The following is a 22423-nucleotide window of genomic DNA, read 5'->3' on the forward strand; positions in this document are numbered from 1 at the left end:
GCCTTGTATTTGAGTTACAACAACATCCCGGATTATTATCAACGCCATTCTGTACCATTTTCTCATATTTACTGCAGTATTTCTCCTAATTTTCATTAGAAACCACTGTAAATGAAGAAAATTCTCTGCTTTTTGTCAATCCTCTGCTTTTCAATTTTTGTATCCGGCCAGCCCTCTGTCCATGATCTTCATTTCAATAGTCTGGCCCCTCAATGGGATGAAGCCATTCCTCTTGGCAATGGCATGCTAGGTGCCCTGGTCTGGCAAAAAGACCAGCAACTGCGATTTTCCCTAGACCGGGCCGACCTATGGGATGAACGCCCAATGAAAGGACTGCACCGCAAGGAATTCAGTTATGCGTGGGTACAAGAACAGGTAAGGAATAACAATTACGGAGTTGTTCAGCAATATTTCGATAGCCCTTATGACCACGAACCGGCTCCTTCGAAAATCCCTGGCGGCGCAATTAATTTTAATTCAGGCGCCTGGGGAAAAGTCCTGTCTGTTCACCTATTCGTTCAATCTGCGGTTTGTGAAGTTGCCTGGGAGAATGGAACACGCCTCCGGACATTTGTGCAGGCTGATTCCCCGGTAGGCTGGTTTCGTTTTGACCACCTGTCTGGACAATTTAAACCCCAACTGATAGCCCCAAAATACCAGGGTGAAGTTAAAAACAGCGGTGATCCAGTGGGTGGTGATGACCTTTCCAGGTTGGGATACAAACAAGGGCAAATTCAGCAACACAAAAACAGCATTACCTATCTGCAGGAAGGATGGAATGGATTTACCTATGAAATTGCCCTGCGCTGGAAAAACCTGAATGATTCCACTATTGAAGGGGTTTGGAGCATTTCCAGCCAACAGGCTAAACAGCCAAAACAAACTACTGCAGATGCGCTAACACTTAATGCAGTTAAAACTTCTTTTAATGCCGCCTTACAACTTCACCGCAAATGGTGGACTGATTTCTGGAATAAATCCAATATTCATGTGCCGGACCCTATAATCGAAAAACAATGGTGGCTTGAACTCTATAAGTTTGGGTCCACTGCCCGGAAAGACGCACCGCCTATATCTCTGCAGGCGGTCTGGACAGCAGACAATGGCCGGCTGCCCCCCTGGAAAGGTGATTTCCACCATGATCTCAATACCCAGCTAAGTTACTGGCCAGCCTATTCCGGCAACCACCTCCTGGAAGCGACCGGATACCTGAAACACCTCGAAAAAAACAAGCCTAATTATAAACGTTATACCCAGGATTATTTCGGGGTAACTGGATTGGCTGTACCTGGTGTTACCACTCTCAATGGAACTGAAATGGGGGGCTGGATCCAATATTCATTATCGCCAACTGTTTCCTCATGGTTGGCGCAACATTTTTACTGGCAGTGGAAGTATAGTATGGACCGGGGGTTTTTACAGAAAAGTGCATACCCATGGATTAAAGACGTAGCTACATTCCTGGAAAGAATTACGATCATAGACCCTAATGGCAAAAGAAAATTACCCATTAGCTCAAGCCCGGAAATTAATGACAATTCTATTAAAGCGTGGTTCAGCCAAAATACGAATTATGACCTGGCCCTAATGAAGTTTACTTTCAAAGCAGCAGAAGAAATGGCCCTGGTGCTGAATTTACCTGGGGAAGCTGCTCACTGGAAAAAAATCAATGGCCAAATCAATGAATTAAGCCTTACTGCAAATAATGAACTAATGTTCGCGCCATCAATGGCCTACAATCAATCACACCGCCACTTTTCTCACATGATGGCTGTCTTTCCCTTAGGCCTGATCCGATGGGAAGATGGTGAACAGGCCAGAAGCATTATCAAAAACAGTATTGAGCAACTTGATAGTGTGGGCTCCGATAATTGGATGGGCTATTCTTATGCCTGGCTGGCTAATTTGAAAGCAAGGGCCAAGGATGGTAGTGGCGCTGCTAAGGCACTCTCAATTTTTGCAAAAGCCTTTTGTTCTGCCAATAGCTTCCATTTAAATGGCGATCAGACCCAATTAGGGTATTCCACTGCACATTACCGGCCATTTACCCTGGAAGGAAACTTTGCCTTCGCATCGGGTTTGCAGGAAATGCTGCTCCAGAGTTATGCAGGTTATATTTCTATTTTCCCGGCAATCCCACCAGAATGGAAAACGGTATCTTTTGACCATTTAAGGGCTGAAGGGGCTTTTCTGGTTAGTGCTGAAATGAAAGGCGGCGAAATCAGCCGGATTAAAATTTATTCGGAAAAAGGCGGACAAACAAAACTTAAATTTCCTGATTCCACCTTGCAGGTTAGTGAAATGAAGGGAATGCAAAAAAAATATAGTTTGGATGGAATGATCGAATTGAAGGCATCACCTGGCGGGTACATCATTTGGACGAAGTAATAATAAAAGAATGGATTCACTAGCTTTGCGACCATGGGTCAAAATAAACTCGTTCGGTTTGAGGCGATAAAGGGTTTTTCCAATGTTTTGCAAAACCCTCCCGGTATGCAGGGTCAATGGCATAAACAATTCGGAAACCGGAATCCCATTACATTGGAATTGGCTTGCGGAAAGGGAGAATATACCGTTGGACTTTCCGCTTTATACCCAGAAAGGAATTTTGTAGGTGTTGATGTTAAAGGTAACCGCCTTTATGTTGGTGCAAAACAATGTATTGCTGCTAACCGCCATAATGCTGCCTTCCTACGTACCAAAATTGACCAGATTGCCGATTATTTCGGTGAGGGTGAAATAAGTGAAATCTGGATAACTTTTCCAGATCCCCAGTTACGTCGTTCCCATGCAAAAAAAAGACTGACCCACCCAAAGTTTTTACGCTTATACCAACAATTTCTGGTTCCCGGTGGTTTAATACACTTGAAAACGGATTCACCGGTGCTCTATCGCTTTACCCTGATGGTCATTGAAATGTATAAACTGGAATTGGTCACCAAGACAGATAATCTGTATGCAAAACCGGATATTAGCCCTGAGTTACAGATTAAAACACATTATGAAGCATTAGATATCGCGGGTAGCAACCGGATTCACTATATTACTTTCAAGCTCCCGGCTACACAATTGGTAAATCTGGACAAAGAACTTCAAGAACTGGTATTTCAATATGAAGAAGCGACTCATTGAGGGAATTGATTTCTATTATAATAAGGAAGGCTTTATTGTACTTACTGAAAAATACCACCTTGAAAAAGGGGTATGCTGCGGAAATGGTTGCCTGCACTGCCCATATGACTATATTCAGGTTGAGGAACCAAGGCGTTCCCATTTATTGCTAAATAAAGTCAGTAACCATGGCCAGGTCAGTGAAATCGACAAAACAGCGCCCTAAAAAGAGTGAAACCAACACCTTCCCCTTAAAAAAGCTGCAACCATCCGGCAAAGCAGAATCATCCTTTTTTGAACAGGTTTTTGATATTGTTGAGCAGGTACCGAGGGGAAAAGTAACCACTTATGGAGCTATTGCAAAAGCTTTAGGATCGGGTTTGTCTGCAAGGATGGTGGGTTGGGCACTGAATAGCGCCCATTCCCAGACACGGCCAATTCCTGCACAACGGGTCGTGAACAGAAACGGCCAACTCAGCGGCAAAGGGCACTTCGCAACACCGACTTTAATGCAGGAACTTTTGGAAAAAGAAGGGATTTCTATCGAAAACGATACTATAAAAAACTTCAGTAAACATTTTTGGGATCCTGCAAGTGAACATGAATCCTGACAAAAAACCCCGGTCACATTCCTGCTACATCAGTATCGTTTAAGCGCAATTGCAACATCACTTTTTGCTTGAAAGGGTTTAATCCACCAAATACAGCCAGCAGCATAATGGCCAAACCCAGGAAAGACCAGTTGCCGGTAATGACATAACAAATGATGCAAAAGATACCAGCCCCTTCGAGCAATGCCCACTGTACTATTGAAGCACTCTTATATTGAGCCAGCTTATCCCTGACAGGGATTTCCAGGGCCTTGATAGATTCAAGCCTGCGGCGGAATAATTGAAGTCCGACTATAACAGCAATAAAGGAATAAAAAACGGCGATGACCTGCAGCAGCCTGTCCAGTGATTCAGAGGCAAAGGGTTCAAAAATGCTTAACTGCACCAATAACAGGGCAATTATCCAAAAACCTATCTGGCTATATAACAATACCCGGTAGATAGTTTGTAATTCCCGAAATGGGGAGGATGGCAGCATAGTCATCACTGAAAATTATTGGTGGAAAGTTACGTAAAAGACAATCCATAGCAACGGTTACTAAACGCTAATCCTTCAACCAGCTTACAATCAGGTATATACGAAGCCAACTTATAGGTCATTCCGTAACACTTCAAGTGGGGGACGGTTCAGAATATCACGACTATTGAAGAGGCCGATCAGCACGGTGATGCAGCAAATTCCCAGGAATATAAACAGTACGGGCAATGGTGCTGGCGCAAAGCTTGCTTTAAAAGTGAAACGTGCCAGAGCCCAGCCGCCGGCCACGGCAAGCAGGATGCCTGTCAATGCCGCCAGGGAACCCAGAAAGAAATATTCAAGTGCGGTAATGGCAAGGATTTGCTTACCCGTACCACCAAGGGTTCGTAATAAGACCGTTTCGCGTATTCGCTGATATTTGCTGATTATGATAGAAGCAATTAGTACCACAAGCCCGGTGATAATGCTGAATCCGCCTATAAAACGAACCACAAATCCAATTTTATCAAGAACATCATCTACTACAGTCAGGATTAATCCCAGGTCAATGACCGATACGGTCGGGAAAGAATTTACCAGTGCCTGTTGGAATTTGGCAGAAACTTCGGGTGAAGGTACCCTTGTGACCAGCACATAGAATTTTGGCGCAGATTCCAATACACCAGAAGGGAAGACCACCCTGAAATTGGTCTGCACCCGGTTCCAGTCCACATCCCTTAAACTGCCGACGGTAGTATGTACCAGCGCACCCTGTACATTGAAAATGATCCGGTCGCCTAGTTTTACATGAAGCCAGCGTGCATACCCTTTTTCCAGTGATACCAAAATGCTGTCGCGGCCTGAATTTGCCGCCTGTAATGAGCCTTCCTGTAGTTTTTCAGAATCAGTCAGCGTATCACGGTAGGTGGCCCTGATCTCGCCCTCAAAAGCCCGTGGGGAAATTTCGAGGGTTGAATCTTTTCTTGCTATAGTTGCATTTATACCATTGATCTCTTCGATCCGCATCGTCACGATGGGAACCTCCTGGTTAACTGGCAGCCGGAAGGATTGGGTTAGATCTGCCACCTGTCTTTTTTGGCTTTCCTGGATATCAAAGATCACCATATTGGGCTGGTTGCCACTGGATGATAGTTGCACTTTCCGGGTAAGAATATTTTGTACAAAATATAACAGGCAGATAAATGATGTGCCAAGCCCGATAGCAACCACCAGGACCACCGTCTGGTTATTGGGACGGAATAGATTTGCAAATCCCTGGCGCCACAAATAACCCCAGGTTGACGGAAAGAACTTACGTGAAAGCCACATTACCAGCATGGCCACGCCTGCCAGCAATCCGAAAGCCCCGATAACACTAACGGTGAAGGTCATGGCCTTGAATAAATTGTTCAGTTGTAACCAGCTGAAGAAAAATATAAAAAGGATGATTAATGATCCTACCAGCCATTGCAGCGGATCACGAAAAAAACTGCTTTGGTATTCGCTGACACGTAGCGTATTTAGCGGAGAAATGTTCCGGATGGCGACAAGTGGCAGGAGGGCAAATAAAACCGACACAAGCAATCCCACGGCAACACCCTGGCCAATGGCCCTCCAGGAAACCTGAATATGAATATCAAAGGGCAGGAAGTCCTTTAGCAGTGCCGGTAATAAAAACTGTATTCCCGTACCCAGCAAAGCCCCGATTATGGAACCAATCAACCCGATACCTGCGATTTGAATGAGATAGATCAGGAATGCCTGGCGGTTTGTAGCACCTAAACATTTCAGCATGGAAATAGATGCCAGTTTTTCACGGATATAAATATGGATCGAACTTGCTACACCTATACATCCCAGTAAGAGGGCAATAAAACTGACCAGTTGCAGAAAATCATTCAGGTCCTCAAAAGATCTTGCAGTATTTCGCTTTCTGGTTGCAACGGTTTCCACATCAATGCCATCAGCCTCCATCCTGGGTTCAATATTGGCCAGCAATTTTTCAATGTTTACGGGCGTATCGAATTTAACATACTGCGTATAAGTGATGCGGCTTCCCTTTTGCAACAAACCGGTTGCATCGAGGTATTGCAAGGGGATCCATACAGCAGGTGCCACAGCTGACGAAAAACCTGTTTTACCGGGTGCTTTGCTGATTTCTCCAACGATCATGAAACTGAGTTGCCCCACCTTGATGGAATCTCCAACTCTTGCCTGGAATTGCAGCATTAGGGTTTTATCCACTAATGCTTGCCTGGCCTGCTGAAATTTTTTTGCGGCATCGGCTGGCTTTGTTTCAATGCTGCCATAAAAAGGAAAGCCGCCCTCTAACGCCCTGACCTGTGCCAGTCTTGTTCCGCCGGTTTTAATAAAATACACCATCGAAGCGAAACTTCTTTCCCTTGACTTTCGGTCACCTATAGAATCAATTAATGCCTGAGCAGTGGGACTGAAGGGCCGGTTATTGTCAAATACAAGATCAGCGCCGATCAGTGTTTTTGCCTGGGCTTCTATATCCTTTTCAATGGTAAAGCCCAGGGAATAAATCGCTACCAATGCGGCAATGCCCAATAAGACAGAGGATACAAAGAGAAAAAGCCTGCTGCGGTTTTTGCGGCTATCGCGCCAGGCCATTTGTAGTAGCCAGCTAAATTTCAGGGGTGACTTGTTGATTTCGCTTTTCATACGGCGGCGTCTTCGTTTTGAGCAATTCTTTCATCTGAAATGATATGTCCGCCTTTTAGTTTAATGATACGATCCGTTTTTGCAGCAAGTTCCAGGTTGTGGGTTACAATCACCAGTGTGGTTCCGGCTTCCCTGTTCAGGTCAAAAAGCAGTTTTACTATTATTTCGCTCGTCTCAGCATCGAGGTTGCCCGTAGGTTCATCTGCAAAAAGGATCCTGGGGTCATTAGAAAATGCCCTGGCAATAGAAACGCGTTGTTGTTCTCCGCCCGACAATTGAGATGGATAATGGTGAACCCTATCTGCAAGCCCCACTTTATCGAGAAGGCTCAGTGCCCGTTCGCGGATATTTTTTTCTCCCCTGAGTTCCAGTGGTACCATCACATTTTCAAGCGCGGTTAAGGTGGGCAGCAACTGGAAGTTCTGGAAAATAAATCCAACATACTGGTTACGTATACGGGCCAGCTGGTCTTCACTTAACTGGTTAAGCGCAATCTGGTTTAATTCAACCAGGCCGGTACTGGCGCGGTCAAGGCCGGCGCACAAACCCAGCAAAGTTGTCTTTCCGCTTCCCGAAGGCCCAACAATACTTAAGGTTTCGCCGGCAATCACCTCAAAATTGATGTCTGACAATACATGCAGGGTCCTGCCTGCATTCTGGTAATTTTTACTCAACTGAGCTACCCTAAGAATTGTTTCCACAATTGTATATTTGGTTAAAGGTATTTTGACCTATTATGCCAAGAAACATTTTAATTTATCTTTTTGTTTTTGCAATAACAATTTGGGCTTGTGGCAATAATGCTTCAGCACCATCAAAAAAAGCGGAAACTAAAACCACAATTGCACGAGCTGTAAAAGACTCCGCCAAAACTATTTTATTCTTTGGTAACAGTCTTACTGCGGGTTATGGTGTCGACCAGGCTGAAGCATTCCCAGCCCTCATCCAGCTTAAGATTGATTCACTACAATTACCCTACAAGGTAATTAATGCAGGGTTGAGTGGCGAAACATCCTCTGGTGGTCTGAGCAGAATTGACTGGCTGCTGAAACAGAACGTAGATGTATTTGTACTGGAACTGGGTGCCAATGATGGCTTGAGGGGTATACCATTGGTACAAACACAAAAAAACCTGCAAGCCATCATTGATAGGGTTAAGTTAAAAAATCCTGCTGTGGTACTCGTTCTGGCAGGTATGCAGGTACCACCAAATATGGGCCAGGTTTATGCGACAGAATTCCAAACGGTGTACAAAGACCTTAGCGTAAAGAATAAAATGATTCTGATGCCTTTCCTGCTTGAAGGAGTAGGCGGTAACCCAGAACTGAACCAGTCGGATGGCATACATCCCACCCCTGAAGGGCATAAGATCGTTGCCAATAATTTGTGGGAATATTTAAAACCTGTGATTAGATGACAGGAGCCTGGTTTATCTGATTCATACATTGACCTTTTTGAATATCTGGAATCAAAATTGAATTTTTCGGCAACTGGTCGGAAGTTTATCATTAAATACACTAACAAATGCTTGACAGAAGAAAATTCCTGATTCAATCCGCCTTGGCCGGAACCGGCCTGATACTTGGCGGCGGATTGAATGCTCTGGCGAAAAGCCCTAATGAAAAAATTATCATAGGTGCAGTTGGTACGAATAGCAGGGGGTTTTACCTGGCCAGGATGTTTGCTGTTTTACCCAATATAGAAGTTGCCTATATCTGTGATGTAGATGATAATGTGCTGGCCAAAACTATTGCAGAGATTGAAAAACTAAGTGGTAAAAGGCCAAAAGGCTTCAAAGATGTACGGAAACTCCTGGAATTAAAGGACCTGGATGCTATAGTAATTGCAACTCCAGATCATTGGCATGCACCAGCTACACTCATGGCGCTTCAGGCTGGAAAACATGTATACGTGGAAAAACCCTGTTCGCATAATCCGGCTGAAGGCGAATTGCTGGTAGCAGGCCAGCAGAAATACGGAAAGCTGATCCAGATGGGTAACCAGCGCAGGTCTTTCCCGAATGTTATAGCCGCTATGAATGAGTTGCACAATAGTGTTATCGGCCGGGTCTATTTTGCTAAAGGATGGTATGCTGCAAACCGGAAATCAATTGGAAATGGTAAGCCTGCCGCAGTGCCAGCCTATCTTGATTTTGACCTCTGGCAAGGCCCTGCACCAAGAAAAAATTATATGGATAACCTTGTTCCATATAACTGGCATTGGTTCTGGCATTGGGGTACTGGTGAAGCGCTGAACAATGGCACCCATGAGCTGGACGTGATGCGCTGGGGACTGGGAGTGAACTATCCGACAAAAGTAGTATCTGCCGGTGGCAGATTTGCGTTTAATGATGACTGGGAGACACCCGATACCCAGACTATTACCTTTGAATTCCCCGATAAAAAAGCAATGCTATGGGAAAGCCGCAGTTGCAATCCTTTTGAAGAACAGGGAAGCAGCAGGGGGGTAATTTTCTATGGTGAAAAAGGCACTATGGTTATTCCCGGTGGCGATGATTACAAAATTTTTGACCAGGAAAACAAGCTGGTCAGGGAGGTGAAAACATCCATACAAAAAGCCGATACCACCAATACCATGGGTGCGGGTGAAAAGTTGGATTCCCTGCATTTAGTAAATTTTGCAGAGGCCATAAGGGGCAAATCACAATTGGTGTCACCCATCCAGGAAGGATTCAGGTCAACGCTATTACCACAATTAGGTAATATCGCTTACAGGACTGGAAGAGCACTGCACTGTGACCCTTCCAATGGCCACATTTTGAATGATGCGGATGCATTGAAACTATGGAGGCGAGAATATGCGCCAGGATGGGAAATGAAATTATAACCATATTTACCGGGTAACCCCATTAATTAAAATAATGAAAAGGATTTCGCTGTTAACGTTATTTACAGGTTGGGTAATCTTGCTGACTGCACAGGTGAAGCCAACAAAAGAAAATTGGATCAGCTTATTCAACGGGAAGGATCTTAGCGGCTGGAAGCAATTGAACGGGCAGGCAAAATATGAAGTGAAAAATGGTTTCATTGTGGGCACAACCGTTTTTAATCAGCCCAATTCATTCCTGGCAACAGAAAAGAATTATGATGATTTTATCCTTGAGCTTGAATTCAAGGTGGATCCTCATATGAATTCCGGGATTCAGTTCAGGAGTGAAAGCAAACCTGACTATAATAATGGCAGAGTTCATGGTTACCAAATGGAAATTGATCCATCAGAGCGGGCCTGGAGCGGTGGCATTTACGATGAGGGAAGACGCAACTGGCTATATCCCCTTGAGTACAATGAATCAGCCAAAAAAGCATTCCATAATGGCGAATGGAACCTATACCGTATTGAATGCATCGGCAATACAATTCGGACCTGGGTCAATGGAGTTCCTGCTGCCCACTTGGTGGATAGTCTGAAAACCAAAGGATTTATTGCATTACAGGTGCATTCCATCGGCAAGCCCGAGGAAGCAGGCCACGAGATTTTGTGGCGCAACATCAGGATTCAAACGACTAACCTAAAGCCTTCTCCGGAAACGGGAATTTTTGTGGCCAATCTTGTTCCAAACAATCTAACTGAATCAGAAAAAAAGAACGGGGTTAAATTGCTTTGGAACGGTATAAATTCCGACGGCTGGCGTGGTGCCAAAAAAGATAAATTTCCGGAAAAGGGCTGGATAATCGAAAATGGTCTCTTACGGGTAATGCCATTTGACGGTGGTGAATCCGTTAATGGTGGTGATATAGTAACCAATGAAATGTTTGCTGCATTTGAACTTCAGTTTGAATTCCGGCTGACTGACGGGGCTAATAGTGGTGTGAAATATTTTGTTACAGAACAGGAACAAAATACCGGCTCTGCAATTGGCCTGGAATACCAGATACTGGATGATGATAAACACCCTGATGCAAAACTGGGTGTTGTTGGTAACCGCACAATGGCTTCACTGTATGACCTGATCCCTTCACTTAAATTGAATGCGGCAAAAAAAGATATCGGCGAATGGAACCGGGGCATGGTCAGGGTATATCCCGACAACCGGATCGAACATTTTCTCAATGGTTACAAAGTCGTTGAATACAAGCGGGGTACACCTATTTTTTATGCACTGGTGGCGCGAAGCAAATATGCCAACTGGCCCAATTTCGGTATGGCTGAAAAAGGCAGGATCTTATTGCAGGACCATGGTAACGCAGTTGATTTCAGGAGTATCAAAATCCGGGAATTATAATCCGGGATTAACCTGCAGAATAATATGGACTGATCAGCAGGTAAACAATCACGCCGGTAGTAGCAACATAAAACCAGATAGGCCAGGTAATGCGGGCCAGCTTCTTATGTTGGGGAAACTCCGCAACCAGGGCGCGATATGCTGTAAAAAGGATAAAGGGAAGAATAATCGCAGCAAGTAAAATATGGGTTACCAGTATGAAAAAATAAATTGGCCTTATTAATCCTGTGCCACCAAATTTTGTATCACCTGCAAATAAATGATGGCATATGTAGGATACCAGGAATATTGCAGATAAAATAATTGCAGTTATCATAATATTCCGATGCACAGCCAGTTTTCCTTGCTTAACAGCAATTAAACCGGCCAGCAGCAATACACTAACCATTGAATTGATAACAGCATTGATTTTTGCAAATACATGCACATCAAAACCAAGATCTGCAGTAATTTTTACCCTTGATAGGAAGACCACTGCCGCAAACACTACAAACGAAACTACGCCAATAAGCACCCTAGCCAGTTTGTCGTTTTTTTTGATCATTGCTTCCAACATATCTCCTGATTTATTTCCTGAAGAAATTCCGTTTTTTCTTTTTGTCCTTCTCCAGCATGATTTTCACAATATCGCCGCCAAGTTCCGCCATCGCCATACTGTCGAGCCCATCATAATAACCCCTGACAATCCTGTCTTTATCAATCAGTACCATTTTCTGCGTATGTATGAAATTTGTATCAACGCCTTCTCCGTCAACCAATCCCAATTTCACTTCATTCAGTGCAAAGTCATAGATCGTCTTTTTATCTCCGGTAAGCATCCACCATACATCATGATTAACCCCGAAACGATCAGCGTATTTTTTCAGTTGAACTGCAGAATCGCGTTCAGGGTCAACAGTGAAAGAAAGAAATTGCACGAAAGTAGTATCGTCCAGGCTGGTTCTGTCTTTCAATTTTAAAGCATCCTGGATTCGTTTCATATTCCGTGTAAGCGTAGGGCAAATTGAAGGACAATGGGTAAAAAAGAAATCGGCAACTATGACCTTTCCTTTGAGATCATCCAGTGATACGGAATTGCCTAATTGATTGGTGAGTTTGAAGTTCCCCACTTTGTGCCATACTGTATCAGTTTCTTCTTTGCCATCTACTACCTTAGTTAAAACTGTATCAACATAATACCTGCGGGGCATATTTACGGCACCTTCACTATAGGATTTAACAATCCAATAGCAAACCAGCGGAAGAAGCAGCGCGATACAAAGTCCAAGTAATGCTTTTCTATTCACTTTAAGCCGATTATTCCTGTTTTATTTAATATAAAAAAACCACCGCAAATATACGATGGTTCAGTTCCGTTAAGAGGATGTTTTACATCTATTGGAATCAAACATCTTAAAGATGTCTGAAAAAAGAATTATTCTTTGCTGCCTTCTTTTTTAGCATCAGGGTGTTCGCCGCCTTCGTGGGCTGGTGCTTCCACTTTCGTTTTGCTTTGCTCCAGATGGTAAGGATCGTATTTATTTTTCAGGTTTTTGTAGGAATTTCCGTCTGCGAGGAAGGCGATGATAAACCAGAAAAATAGTAACAAAGGAACCACTATTGTCATAATCATGTTCCGTAACTCATGCTTCAGGTGCATGAAATAGCCAACAATATAAAAGGCTTTGGCAAGCATTAAAATACAGATAACACCTTTGATGAGGTGGCGCATAAATTGGGCTTCAATACCCATTAGCCAGAATCCCAGTGCAAGTTCAATCAGTGTAAACACAGTAAGTATTACTGTTACACGGATAACTTCTTTTTTACCGGCTTCCCTGTCAAAACTATGGTGATGTGTTATTTCTTGAATATTCTCCATAAAATGCATTTCTAGTTTGGTTAAATAAGGTAAAAACAAGTGAATACAAATACCCATACCAGGTCTACAAAGTGCCAGTACAAACCAGCCTTTTCAATCATCAGGTAATGCCCTTTGCGTTCAAATACATCATTCAGGGTCATGATCAGCATGATAATATTAATGATCACACCGCTGAAAACGTGGAATCCATGAAAACCCGTTATCGTAAAAAAGAAATTGGTAAAATTTGTAGAAGCTTTTGTCCCATCTGCATTCAGGAAGGGGTTACTTCCCCACCAGGCACCTTCATGGTGTAAATGTGTCCATTCCCAGGCCTGGCAGCTTAAGAAGGCCAACCCGCCAATAATAGTCAGGATCAGGTTTCTGACCACAGCTTTTTTATCCATGGCGTGACCAGCCTGTACAGCAAGCACCATAGTAACGGAACTGATGATAAGGATAAAAGTCATTAAACTTACAAAAGCAAGGGGGTATCCTGAGCCCAAACCAGGGAACGATTGAAATACTTTATTAGGGTCGGGCCATCCATTACTGGCAAAACGAATGGTACCATAAGAGATCAGGAAAGCACCAAAAGTGAAGGCATCACTCATCAGGAAATACCACATCATCAATTTGCCATATTCCAGATTGAAGGGGCTTTTTCCGCCACTCCACCATTTTTGTTCTGCAGGAACTGCTTGTGCCATGTTCTGTGTTTAATTGATTCGCAAATTTAATTGGATAATAGGAATATTAAGTTATTGCAACAACATAAAAAATACCAACAAATAGATCCATAATGCGTCTACAAAATGCCAGTAAGTACTCATTACCTCTACAGGAACAGCATTATAATTCCTGAAACGGGTACTGAATGCATTAAAAAACATAATGATCAGCGCAATTATACCACCAATTACGTGAAAAGCATGTAAACCGGCAATAATGTACAAAAACTGCCCGCCGCCTGCACCGGCGAATGTTACTCCCGATTGCCAGATCTGTGAAAAACCGATCCACTGCATAATTACGAAAGCCATTCCCAGGAGAGCCGTTACAGTAATAAATGTCCTGTATTTAACACGCTCTCTTTGTTTAAACGCCCTTAACGACATTTGTATGGTCAGGCTACTGGAAAGGATTACACCCGTTGAATACCAGAAAATTACCGGCATTTCAAAAGTTGACCAATTGGGTTGGCTCCTCTTTACAATATAGGCGCTGGTCAAACCGGCAAACATCATAATGATGCTACCGATAGCCACCCATAATGTAAACTTTGTGGGGTGTATTCTTTTTCTCTGATCCATAACTATATCTCTGCTCATACGCACTAAAATGCTAAATTCTCAGCTACTATAATTTATCTGCCAGCAATGCAAAAAACACCACAAGCAGGTATATATAACTTCCAAACATCACTTTCCTGGCCGCTTTCACTTCCATATCACGGTATAAACGGATACTCAGATAGATCATTGCCAGGTTCGCGGCCAAAATAATCATCAGGCTCAGCCATCCGGTAAGACCTGCGAAATAAGGCAATACCCCAACCGGAATCAGCAGTACCGAATAAATGATCGATTGCACGGCTGAATATTTTGTTGGCCCTTTTTCTGAAGGCAACAATTTGAAACCAGCAGTTTCATAATCCTTGTGTGCAATCCAGGCAATCGCCCAAAAATGGGGAAATTGCCAAAAAAACTGTATCCCAAATATGGCCCAACCACCAAAATCGATCACGTCATTTCCTGCAGCGTATCCAATAAGGCAGGGCAAAGCTCCGGGAAATGCACCCACCAATACTGAAATTGAATTCACCTTTTTCAGCGGTGTATATATGAACGCATACAAAAAAAGACTGAACAGGGATAAGGCAGCAGACAATAAGTTAAAATAAAACCCCATCAGGAATATGCCTGCTATGCCACAAACCACTGCAAAAATCCAACCCTCTGTTGGTGTCATACGACCAGAGGCCACAGGTCTTTTTGAGGTTCGTTTCATCAATGCATCGGTATCTTTCTCCACAATCTGGTTTATTGTATTGGCACTTCCGGTTACAAGGAAACCAGCCAAAAACAAAATGCAGATCATAACGACGTCATAGTCGACCACCTTTGGAGCCAGCAGGTAGCTAACTACCGCCGAAAACACCACCATAATTGTCAAAGAGAACTTTACCAGTAGCATATAATCACGCAACCTTGTACCTATTGAACGGGTATTTACTGGTTGAACCTGATCATTGTGCTGCATGTAAAATATTAAACAAATTTCTGATCTTTTAAAAAAAGGCCCCGATGTTCCGATAAGCCAATCGGTATCAGGGCATTTTATAATGATTTATTTTATTCCCGGATAAAGAACGTTTTTAATGTTTGCTTTCATCAGCACCAACCGGTTCAGTTTGCGAAATAAAATCACGGCCATCTTTACCGTAATCGTATGCCCAACGATGTACTTCGGGTATTTCACCTTCCCAGTTACCGTGACCCGGATTGATTTGAGTTGTCCATTCCAGAGTATTTGATCCCCATGGGTTCTGGCTGGTAACTCTTCTTCCTTTAAACATGGAATAGAAGAAATTGAACACAAATAAAAGTTGAACCGCAAACACGATCATGGTCACTATAGAAATAAACCGGTTCAATCCACCAAACTGGTTGAAAGAAGCCCATCCGCTAAAGTCGAGGTAACGGCGGGGCATACCAGCCAGTCCTTCATAGTGCATTGGCCAGAAAATCAGGTAGGCACCAACAAGTGTAATCCAGAAATGGATAAATGCCAGGGTATTATTCAGGTACCGGCCATACATTTTGGGGAACCAATGGTAAATACCGGCAAACATTCCGAAGAAAGAAGCCACACCCATTACAATATGGAAGTGTGCTACAACAAAATAGGTATCATGTAAGTGAATATCCAAAGTTGAGTTTCCCAGAAAGATTCCGGTTAAACCACCAGAAATAAACAAGCTTACAAAACCAAGGGCAAAGAGCATACCCGGTGTGAACCGCAAATTTCCACGCCAGATAGTTGTAAGCCAGTTAAATACCTTGATCGCAGATGGCACTGCAATCAACAGGGTTAGTAATACAAAGAATGATCCGAGGAACGGATTCAATCCGGTTACAAACATATGGTGTGCCCAAACCAGGAATGCCAGAACGGTAATTGCGAATAAAGAAGCAATCATGGCCATATATCCGAAGATGGGCTTACGGGAATTGGTGCTCAATATTTCCGATGCCATTCCCATGGCAGGCAGCAAGATGATATAAACTTCAGGGTGACCCAGGAACCAGAATAAGTGCTGGTAAAGAATAGCGCTTCCTCCTTCATTGGGCAGTGCTTTCTGTGTAGATGCCAGGAAGATATCTGACAGGTAAAAACTTGTACCTGCATGACGGTCGAACAGCAACAAAATAAAACCAGAGAACAATACAGGGAAAGAAAGAATACCAAGGACAGCAGTAAAGAACAGCGCCCAAATAGTTAGCGGTAAACGCGTCATGCTCATTCCCTTCGTGCGCATGTTCAGAATAGTTGAAACGTAGTTCAAGCCTCCCAGCAATGTTGATACAACAAACATTGCCATTGCAACCAGCCAGAGATCCATTCCAGCCTTGGAGCCTTCTGAAGCATCACCTAAAGCACTTAACGGAGGATAAGAGGTCCAGCCACCAGACGCTGGTCCGGTTTGAACAAAAAGAGAAGAAACCATGATGATACTGGCAAGGAAGAAAAACCAGTAGCTCAGCATATTCATAAATGGAGATGCCATATCACGTGCACCTATCTGAAGTGGAATCAGGAAGTTGGCAAAAGTACCACTTAGGCCTGCCGTCAATACAAAGAAAACCAATACAGTTCCATGCATAGTAACCAGGGCGTAATAGAATTCAGGTTGGATTTTTCCACCTGCAGCCCACTTACCCAACAACTCTTCCAGGATCGGGAAAGTCTGGTCGGGATAACCCAGCTGTAAACGGAACAACACTGAAAACAGGCCGCCGATAATAGCCCAAATAATACCCGTTAGAAGGAATTGCTTGGCAATCATTTTATGATCCTGGCTGAAAACATATTTTGTAATAAATGTTTCCTTGTGGTGATGCCCATGATGCTCATCATGATGAACATCGTGCGTTGTTACCACCTCTGAATGTCCGTACAAAGTTGCTTCGTTGCTCATGTGAATCTGTTTATAAACCCCGGGTCAAATCCAACCCCAGGAGGTACGCGCTAATTAGATAATGATTTTTTATTGTCAACTGCTGCAGTTGCGGTGCTATCCGTTACTGCCGGCTTCGCTGCCGGATCCTTATCGGGGAAAACCATAACATAGTTAGGCTTTTGCTTTGCCAGCCATAATGCATATTCAGCTGCAGATACTACTTTAACTATACCCTTCATTGAATAATGCCCTTTTCCACACATCTGGTCACAGGAAATCTCATATTCAAAATCAGGATTACCTGTTTTTTCTTTCATTTCAGCAGTAGTAAACTTTGGTGTAAACCACATTGTAGTAGGCGTTCCCGGAACTGCATCCATTTTCATCCGGAAATGTACCAGGCCAAGATCATGCACCACATCGCGACTATTGATAATGATCTTCACGGGCTTGTTAACTACCAGGTAAAGGGCTTCGTTAGTTACTACATCATCGTGCGCTGCCTGGTCATCCCAGATCAGGCCAAGCTGGTTAGATTTACCTTCATCAATATTCTTATAGTATTTCTTTCCAAATACCTTGTCTTTACCCGGATACCTGAAAACCCATCCGAACTGTTTTCCGGTAACTTCTACTACAGTAGCATCTTTTGGTGGATCGCCAGTAATTTTGAACCAGTAGAACAAGCCAAAGCCCACCAAAATTGTCAATGCAATGGCTGGAACAACAGTCCAGAGTACTTCCAGCCTGTTATCATGTGGGAAATAATAAGCTTTTCGCTTTTCAGAGTGCTGGTATTTGAAAGCAAAGTAAAATAAAAGGATCTGCGTGATAACGAATACAACACCTGTAAGTGCAATAGTGATGTAGAGCATCGTATCGATCTTTTCACCATGGTCTGATGCTGCTTCGCCAAGGATTCTGCCTTTGAAGAGCTCATTACACCAGTATACCCCGATCAATCCAAGGATCATGAAGGCCAGCAGCAGGAAACCATTGATACGGTTATTCTGTTCAAAGGTTTTCTTCTCGCCCTTCAACACCGATACATACTCGCTGGCTTTTGCGATCTGAAAGACCACGATAAAACCCAACAACAGGATCGCAATGATTAATAAAGTTGACATGTTTTATACCGTGTTTATACAAAGTTTTGAATGAATGCTTATTTGGTCAGCTTTTGTTTAAAGTTTCTACCTTTTTTAAGTATGGTGTATAATACTTTCTTTGAAGAAAGGGTGGTTTTTTGCTAACAGGGAACGCTTGCCTAATGCAATTCCTGTGCTCCACATAATCAGGCCTACAAACCCTGCAGCAACCCCGAAATCAAAGAAATTAAACTCAACATGATCTTTTGAAATACTGGCAATAACCATCTGGTAAAAATCCAGCCAGTGGCCACAAATGATCAATACTGACATAAAAACCAGTAATGTATAGTTGCGTTTACTGCTTCTTCTCATGAGAATAAGCAAAGGTGCAAGGAAGTTAACGATCAGGTTCAGAAAGAATATACCACGGTATGGACCCTGGACACGGTGCTTGAAATAAACTGTTTCCTCCGGAATGTTGGCATACCATATCAGCATATACTGGCTGAACCATAAATATGTCCAAAATATAGAAAAGGCAAACATGAATTTTCCGAGGTCATGCAAGTGTTCATCATTAACCAGTTCAAGATATCCCTGGTTTTTGAGGTAAATCACAAATAACGTGATTAATGCTATTCCTGCAACAAAAGTTGAAGCAAACGTATACCAGCTGTACATAGTACTATACCAGTGTGCGTCAATGCTCATCAGCCACAACCAGGGAACAGTTGACATTACGGTTAATCCAAACCAAACCAGGAATAACGAGGCCCAGATGGTATTTTTAAAAATGTATTTTTTCCCCTCCTCCACAGACAAAGGGCCAGAAGAGTCAAGTTCCTTACTAATACTTCTCATTTTAGCACCCAGAGCAATCCACAGGATTATACTTAAACTGGTCCAGACTATGAAGAATGTTGGATTTAAAAATCCGGCTTTACCTAAAAGGATTTTATCATCTCCCGGAGTTAGCCAGTGATATATGTGGTGTTGATGGCCAAATACCAGTGCCAGCAATATTACTCCTGAAATGATGCCAATGGGGATAACTGCGAATGAAATAGCTTCAGAAACGCGGCGAAATGCCATCTGCCAGCCACCCATAGCCATAGTAGTTGCACAGATAAAGAACATCGAAGCATTTACTACCAACAGGAAGAATACACTGTTATACAATAGCGTACCCCAAAAACGGGCTTCGTGGTGTTCATCTCCAGTACCATACATAAAGTAGCCAGCTAGGATGGAAACCAATCCAACCCCCATCAATATCATCGACCACATTTTGTATTTAGCCGGTATTTCAAATTGTTCTCTGAAAGACATTCTCAAAAATTTTTCGTTTGGTCAAATTGGTTGTCGCTCACTTATTTTTTTGCAGCCGTTGAATCAGTTGGGGCTGCAGCGGTGCCAGCTGTTGCCTTACCTGCATTTTGCTTCGACTTTATATAATGAATTATCATCCAGCGCTGCTTCGGTGAAACCTGTGATGCATAAGATCCCATCATGTTCCTGCCATAAGTAATGGAGTAAAACATGGTTCCTTCCGCCATTGCTTCGTATTTAGCATCTCCTACAAGTGTGGCAGGCTTAACAGGATAAGGCCCGTCGCCACCCTTGTATAGTGGACCATTGCCATCTAGTTTTGGCCCGTGGCAAATACCACAGTTAATCAGGTAAAGACGCTCTGCTTCTACCGCTGTAGCGGAATCCAATGGTGCCAGCGGATTATGCAGTTGGTCTGATTTTAAATAACCTCCTGTTGTATCTGCAAGCATTTTATAAATCACATCTTCGCCACGGCTAACAGTACCAACAACAGGACGAGCAGTATAATTAATGCCTTCTGCCTGCAATTCCCTGTGATCGCTATAAGTTTCAACAGCCCTGCTGTAGGCCATATCGGGCATATAAATCGTACCTGGTGTGCGTTTTACATCACTGCAGGCTGCTATCGCTACAGCACCGATACAAACCGCTATAATTGATAAATTCTTCATTATTCTAAACTATTTTCCGTTATGATGTTTTGGTCTCAGGAGTGTGCAACTTCTGTTGTTCCTTTTGCATAAAGTTCGTCTTCTTTATCATAGCGTCCCAGCCACCAGTCTGCTTCAGCAACCTGGACATTAATTTCTTTGGCTCCTGCAGCCGCTAAAAAGTTTTTTGCTTCCTCCTCATTCGTTTTGCTGGTGCATTCCAGAACCATGATAAAAAGGTCATCTGTCGCCCTGGCATGAAAATGGTGTTTTTTCACAAAGGGTGCCAGCTGGCAGATATAGCAAAACGTCAAAACCATCCCCACTGCGGAAAATAATACAGTTAATTCGAAAGTAATCGGGATAAATGCTGGCAATGGAAAATGTGGTTTACCACCAATGTTTAACGGCCAGTCTTTATTGAATACCCAGCTCATAAAGGTTAATGCAGTTGTTGTACCTGTAATACCATAAATGAATCCCGCAGTATGCAGGCTGGTATCCCTGAGCCCCATCACTGCATCCAGTCCATGGATTGGAAAAGGCGTGTATACATCATGAATCTTATACCCGGCTTTGCGAACTTTTTTCACCGCCGGGAATAAAACCTTTTCATCATCAAAACTACCGACTACAAATTTCTTTATTGCCATGTCTTTAAAATTCGTTTGTTGTTAAAATAGCTCCCTCACCATTCTCTATTCACCGTTTATCATGCACACCTGTTAATGCGCGTGCGCATGTTCGTGAGCAAAATGCTCCACAGTATCTTTTTCCTCTTCATCCATGTTTTCTTTAAAACTTTCCCCATTCTTCTTAAGGATATGCTTGATCTCCGCAATTGCAATTACCGGGAAGAATTTGGAAAACAGGAAAAAGCAGGTAAAGAACAAGCCAAATGTTCCCATATAAAAGCCAACTTCCCAGACTGTTGGTGCATAATAGGTACTCCAGCTACTTGGAACATAATCCCTGTAAATAGAGGTTACAATGATCACAAAACGCTCGAACCACATACCTACGTTTACAATGATACTCATGAAGAATGTGAACAACAGGTTCCTTCTCAATTTCCTGAACCAGAAGAATTGTGGTGCTATTACGTTACAGCTCATCATGAGCCAGTAAGCCCAGCCATAAGGAGTGCTGAGATCCCAACGGTTACGGAAAGCTGCAGCTTCATATGGGTTCTGACCATACCAGGAAATAAACAATTCCGTAATGTATGCTATACCCACAATCGATCCTGTGAGTACAATTACCTTATTCATCACTTCAATATGCTCCATAGTGATATAATCTTCCAGATCCAGCACCTTCCTTGTTATGATCAGCAGGGTCTGCACCATCGCAAAACCCGAGAAGATCGCACCTGCAACAAAATAGGGTGGGAAGATGGTTGTATGCCAACCTGGAATTACTGAAGTTGCGAAGTCAAAAGATACAATAGTGTGTACTGAAAGTACCAGTGGGGTACTTAAACCAGCCAAAACCAGTGACAGGGCCTCGTGGCGCTGCCAGTGCTTCGTCGAACCGCTCCAGCCAAATGCAAGAACACCGTACATGCGTTTGCGCCATTTTTCTTTTGCACGGTCACGCACAGTTGCAAGATCCGGTAACAATCCAGAATACCAGAACAACAGGGATACGGTGAAATATGTAGAGATCGCAAAAACGTCCCATAACAAAGGGGAACTGAAATTCACCCATAATGGTCCGCGACTGTTTGGATAAGGCAATACGAAGAATGCCATCCATACCCGACCCATGTGGAAAATGGGAAACTGGCCCGCACACATTACTGCGAATATTGTCATCGCTTCTGCTGCCCGGTTTACCCCTGTACGCCATCCCTGGCGGAACAACAGGAGGATTGCCGAAATAAGGGTTCCCGCGTGACCAATACCTACCCACCAAACGAAGTTGGTTATATCCCAACCCCAGCCGATCGTCTTATTCAGGTTCCACTCCCCGATACCGTAAACAACTTCACGGTATACAGAATATACCCCGAACAATAAAAACATTACTGAGACAGTAAAGCCGATCTTCCAAAGTTTTGAAGGCTTTGCTTCAATGGGGCGCACAATGTCTTCAGTAACCTGGTGGTATGTCTTTTCGCCCACTACCAGAGGTTGCCTTACTTGCGATTCGTATCTTAATGATGCCATATCGTATAAGCATTTTGTGACCGGGTTTTATCCCTTTCACTGTTGG

22 protein-coding genes are annotated in these 22423 nt (G+C 43.3%); 7 read left to right on the forward strand and 15 right to left on the reverse strand.

Features of this window, described 5'->3' with window-relative positions; genetic code table 11:
* The first annotated feature begins 111 nt into the window (after positions 1 to 111).
* The 4 genes from LAQ65_RS17645 to LAQ65_RS17660 are packed head-to-tail and all read left to right on the forward strand — an operon-like array spanning position 112 to position 3722.
* The gene (locus tag LAQ65_RS17645) at positions 112 to 2388 is read left to right on the forward strand and encodes a glycoside hydrolase family 95 protein (RefSeq protein ID WP_224118326.1); all 2277 of its coding nucleotides are present in this window, start codon (positions 112 to 114) and stop codon (positions 2386 to 2388) included.
* 33 nt (positions 2389 to 2421) lie between these two features.
* Positions 2422 to 3132 (forward strand): tRNA (guanosine(46)-N7)-methyltransferase TrmB, encoded by a 711-nt coding sequence (gene trmB, locus LAQ65_RS17650; RefSeq protein WP_224118327.1) that lies wholly within the window; start codon positions 2422 to 2424, stop codon positions 3130 to 3132.
* A complete protein-coding gene (locus LAQ65_RS17655) occupies positions 3113 to 3337 on the forward strand; it encodes a DUF5522 domain-containing protein (protein WP_224118328.1) in 225 nt (74 codons plus the stop codon). Before trmB ends, LAQ65_RS17655 begins: the two co-directional genes overlap by 20 nt.
* Entirely contained in the window at positions 3300 to 3722 is a 423-nt protein-coding gene (locus LAQ65_RS17660; protein ID WP_224118329.1) for an MGMT family protein, read from the forward strand. Before LAQ65_RS17655 ends, LAQ65_RS17660 begins: the two co-directional genes overlap by 38 nt.
* A 13-nt stretch (positions 3723 to 3735) precedes the next feature.
* On the opposite strand, the gene LAQ65_RS17665 is transcribed toward LAQ65_RS17660, so the two are convergent.
* The 3 genes from LAQ65_RS17665 to LAQ65_RS17675 all read right to left on the reverse strand — a co-directional run bounded on the left by LAQ65_RS17665 (position 3736) and on the right by LAQ65_RS17675 (position 7565).
* The gene (locus LAQ65_RS17665) at positions 3736 to 4206 is read right to left on the reverse strand and encodes a hypothetical protein (RefSeq protein ID WP_224118330.1); all 471 of its coding nucleotides are present in this window, start codon (positions 4204 to 4206) and stop codon (positions 3736 to 3738) included.
* A 105-nt stretch (positions 4207 to 4311) separates the two neighbouring features.
* Entirely contained in the window at positions 4312 to 6864 is a 2553-nt protein-coding gene (locus LAQ65_RS17670; protein WP_224118331.1) for an ABC transporter permease, read from the reverse strand.
* Complete coding sequence (locus LAQ65_RS17675) at positions 6861 to 7565, reverse strand: ABC transporter ATP-binding protein (protein ID WP_224118332.1); 705 nt, start codon at positions 7563 to 7565, stop codon at positions 6861 to 6863. Before LAQ65_RS17675 ends, LAQ65_RS17670 begins: the two co-directional genes overlap by 4 nt.
* A 35-nt stretch (positions 7566 to 7600) precedes the next feature.
* Here LAQ65_RS17675 and LAQ65_RS17680 point away from each other — a divergent pair, with 35 nt between their 5' ends.
* The 3 genes from LAQ65_RS17680 to LAQ65_RS17690 all read left to right on the forward strand — a co-directional run bounded on the left by LAQ65_RS17680 (position 7601) and on the right by LAQ65_RS17690 (position 11107).
* Positions 7601 to 8281, forward strand: a complete 681-nt coding sequence (locus tag LAQ65_RS17680; RefSeq protein ID WP_224118333.1) for an arylesterase — start codon at positions 7601 to 7603, stop codon at positions 8279 to 8281.
* Between the two features lie 107 nt (positions 8282 to 8388).
* Positions 8389 to 9711 (forward strand): Gfo/Idh/MocA family protein, encoded by a 1323-nt coding sequence (locus LAQ65_RS17685; protein WP_224118334.1) that lies wholly within the window; start codon positions 8389 to 8391, stop codon positions 9709 to 9711.
* Positions 9712 to 9745: 34 nt separating this feature from the next.
* The gene (locus tag LAQ65_RS17690; RefSeq protein WP_224118335.1) at positions 9746 to 11107 is read left to right on the forward strand and encodes a 3-keto-disaccharide hydrolase; all 1362 of its coding nucleotides are present in this window, start codon (positions 9746 to 9748) and stop codon (positions 11105 to 11107) included.
* Between the two features lie 7 nt (positions 11108 to 11114).
* Here the strand turns inward: LAQ65_RS17690 and LAQ65_RS17695 are convergent, their stop codons facing one another.
* From LAQ65_RS17695 to nrfD, 12 genes are all read right to left on the reverse strand, one after another.
* Entirely contained in the window at positions 11115 to 11663 is a 549-nt protein-coding gene (locus LAQ65_RS17695) for a DUF420 domain-containing protein (RefSeq protein ID WP_224118336.1), read from the reverse strand.
* Between the two features lie 10 nt (positions 11664 to 11673).
* Positions 11674 to 12393: an SCO family protein gene (locus LAQ65_RS17700; RefSeq protein ID WP_224118337.1), complete on the reverse strand. Its 720-nt coding sequence runs from the start codon at positions 12391 to 12393 to the stop codon at positions 11674 to 11676.
* 128 nt (positions 12394 to 12521) lie between these two features.
* Positions 12522 to 12968 carry a cytochrome C oxidase subunit IV family protein gene (locus LAQ65_RS17705; protein ID WP_224118338.1) on the reverse strand — a complete coding sequence of 149 codons (447 nt, stop codon included), beginning with the start codon at positions 12966 to 12968 and terminating at the stop codon, positions 12522 to 12524.
* 20 nt (positions 12969 to 12988) lie between these two features.
* Entirely contained in the window at positions 12989 to 13660 is a 672-nt protein-coding gene (locus LAQ65_RS17710) for a cytochrome c oxidase subunit 3 (protein WP_224118339.1), read from the reverse strand.
* Positions 13661 to 13711: 51 nt separating this feature from the next.
* Positions 13712 to 14281, reverse strand: a complete 570-nt coding sequence (locus tag LAQ65_RS17715) for a cytochrome c oxidase subunit 3 (protein ID WP_224118340.1) — start codon at positions 14279 to 14281, stop codon at positions 13712 to 13714.
* A gap of 28 nt (positions 14282 to 14309) precedes the next feature.
* A complete protein-coding gene (gene cyoE / locus LAQ65_RS17720) occupies positions 14310 to 15212 on the reverse strand; it encodes a heme o synthase (RefSeq protein WP_224118341.1) in 903 nt (300 codons plus the stop codon).
* Positions 15213 to 15327: 115 nt separating this feature from the next.
* Positions 15328 to 17151 carry a cytochrome c oxidase subunit I gene (locus tag LAQ65_RS17725; RefSeq protein ID WP_224118342.1) on the reverse strand — a complete coding sequence of 608 codons (1824 nt, stop codon included), beginning with the start codon at positions 17149 to 17151 and terminating at the stop codon, positions 15328 to 15330.
* A gap of 50 nt (positions 17152 to 17201) precedes the next feature.
* Positions 17202 to 18260, reverse strand: a complete 1059-nt coding sequence (locus LAQ65_RS17730; RefSeq protein ID WP_224118343.1) for a cytochrome c oxidase subunit II — start codon at positions 18258 to 18260, stop codon at positions 17202 to 17204.
* Positions 18261 to 18335: 75 nt separating this feature from the next.
* Positions 18336 to 19553 (reverse strand): quinol:cytochrome C oxidoreductase, encoded by a 1218-nt coding sequence (locus LAQ65_RS17735; RefSeq protein ID WP_224118344.1) that lies wholly within the window; start codon positions 19551 to 19553, stop codon positions 18336 to 18338.
* Between the two features lie 41 nt (positions 19554 to 19594).
* Positions 19595 to 20227, reverse strand: coding sequence for a c-type cytochrome (locus LAQ65_RS17740; protein WP_224118345.1), 633 nt, complete (start codon positions 20225 to 20227; stop codon positions 19595 to 19597).
* 35 nt (positions 20228 to 20262) lie between these two features.
* On the reverse strand, positions 20263 to 20859 hold the full coding sequence (locus tag LAQ65_RS17745) for a DUF3341 domain-containing protein (protein ID WP_224118346.1): 597 nt from the start codon (positions 20857 to 20859) through the stop codon (positions 20263 to 20265).
* A 72-nt stretch (positions 20860 to 20931) separates the two neighbouring features.
* Positions 20932 to 22377, reverse strand: coding sequence for an NrfD/PsrC family molybdoenzyme membrane anchor subunit (gene nrfD / locus LAQ65_RS17750; protein WP_224118347.1), 1446 nt, complete (start codon positions 22375 to 22377; stop codon positions 20932 to 20934).
* Positions 22378 to 22423 lie beyond the last annotated feature (46 nt).

Source organism: Flavihumibacter profundi (assembly GCF_020076305.1).
Lineage (GTDB): Bacteria > Bacteroidota > Bacteroidia > Chitinophagales > Chitinophagaceae > Flavihumibacter > Flavihumibacter profundi.